The sequence below is a fragment of the Parapedobacter sp. ISTM3 genome, from assembly GCF_016533505.1.
Classification (GTDB): domain Bacteria; phylum Bacteroidota; class Bacteroidia; order Sphingobacteriales; family Sphingobacteriaceae; genus Parapedobacter; species Parapedobacter luteus.
Window position 1 is genome coordinate 1 of record NZ_JAENGN010000046.1, and the last position, 1,597, is coordinate 1,597.

A 1,597-nucleotide genomic window follows, 5' to 3' on the forward strand; every position below is an offset into this window, starting at 1 on the left:
AACACCGGGGAAAAGATAACGGCACTGAGGAAGGAAAAAAAGATGTCACAGGAGGATTTGGCGACCGCCGCGGGCGTATCGCGCGAGATGGTCGGCAAGTACGAACGGGGCGATGCCCTGCCATCGATCGAGGTGGCAAGGAGGATAGCGGACAAACTCGACGTGTCGCTCGACTACCTGTCCGGGAAGACCGACGACCAGCTGGACGCAAGGACGCTCGACCGCGTCCCTGAGGTGCAGAAACTCCCCGAGGACATCCGCGAAAAGCTCTTCTACTTCATCGACATGTCAATCAGGGACAGCAAGGCCAAACAGGCATACGCGCAGTAACGAAAAAGCCCGGCTCGTTTGGACGGCCGGGCTACAGGAGCAATTCAACGGGCTATTCCTCTATGCCTTTACAGCATGAATCTGTATAGCCTGACGGCCAATGAAATCGCGCCAAGCAGGACGAAGAACAGCCAATATTTCTTCAAGGGCTTCCAACCGTCCTCCCCGGATGAATATTTCGCCATAATACCCGCTGCCAAAAGCAGTAAAGACGGCAACAACTTGACTAAGGAACTAATATCCATCTGGCCTCCATTCCATTAGACTCATAGGGGCAGGGATTTGAACAAAAGTATTATGCCCGCCATTATGCCTATTATAACACAACCCCAAAGACCAATATAATTCGGCAATGGGATACCCTGCCAATTTGTTTCCCTCGAAGATGGTTTTTCATTCTTAAGAAGAAAGCGGTACATCAGATAGGAAAATAAAAGGAAGCCTAAACCATAAAGCAAATTCTTGAAATCCATATTATTTGTTTTTCTCTTTTAGTTTTTCAACCGTCTCATCCGTTACTTTTTTAACCGTATTTTCTATAACGTTTATAGTACGCTTTGTCGCCTCCTTGATGTCACCCGAAACATCCGGTGTAGGCCCCGGTATGGCTTGGTCTATAGCCTTTGACCCTATTATTCCTAAAATCTGATACAACGCTTCATTGCCAGTCGCAATAATTGCTTTTTTCAGGTCTCCGGTAACAACATGCACACCAACCTCTAATGCCACTCCGGTTAACCCAACTGTTTCCCCAGCAGCAGCTACCGCAATTCCCGGAGTAGCGCCTACTCCAGCCACGGGTGCTCCGGCGACCGCCATAACCGCACCTGTAGCTGCTACGTTATCACCAACATCTTGCATGGCCTTTGCAGAGGACAGAAGCCCCTCTTTGTTTTCAACCGTCCACTGCTGAATAGCCTGGCCTGTTTCCTTGGTTGTCTGCACAACGGCTGCCGTAGCATTATCGGTCGTGGTTCTGACATCACCAAAAAACCGGTTGTAGGCCGCTTGCACACGGGCAAAAGGGTTATATCTTGCAGGCCAGGGCCATTGCCCGTCCGGGTCAATGAACCGCATCGGGTTGTCAAACGCATAGGCATAAGGTGACCATCGCCTGCCCAGTTCGGCCTTGGGGTCGATGGTGCCCCACCTGCCTATCACCGGGTCATAGAACCGTGCGCCGTAGTCGTAATACCCAGAACCGTCCTGCAACTCCTTGCCGTTGTAAAGATAGCGGTTTTTCGGCGACGGGACAACATTGCCCGCT

Annotated in this window: 3 protein-coding genes; 2 read left to right on the plus strand and 1 reads right to left on the minus strand. The window is 50.9% G+C overall.

What is annotated here, in order from left to right:
* Together JHJ32_RS22460 and JHJ32_RS22465 are read left to right on the plus strand one after the other, a co-directional pair.
* Positions 1 to 330: helix-turn-helix domain-containing protein (locus JHJ32_RS22460; protein WP_200122941.1), on the plus strand; the 330-nt coding region annotated here is incomplete at its 5' end.
* A gap of 75 nt (positions 331 to 405) precedes the next feature.
* Positions 406 to 594 carry a hypothetical protein gene (locus JHJ32_RS22465; protein WP_200122943.1) on the plus strand — a complete coding sequence of 63 codons (189 nt, stop codon included), beginning with the start codon at positions 406 to 408 and terminating at the stop codon, positions 592 to 594.
* Between the two features lie 210 nt (positions 595 to 804).
* On the opposite strand, the gene JHJ32_RS22470 is transcribed toward JHJ32_RS22465, so the two are convergent.
* Positions 805 to 1,597 (minus strand): RHS repeat-associated core domain-containing protein (locus JHJ32_RS22470; RefSeq protein ID WP_200122945.1); only part of this gene is annotated, 793 nt, incomplete at its 5' end.

Bases quoted from the DNA above. Each gene is read 5' to 3' on its own strand.
- JHJ32_RS22465 (WP_200122943.1), top strand. From the start codon at position 406: ATGAATCTGTATAGCCTGACGGCCAATGAAATCGCGCCAAGCAGGACG.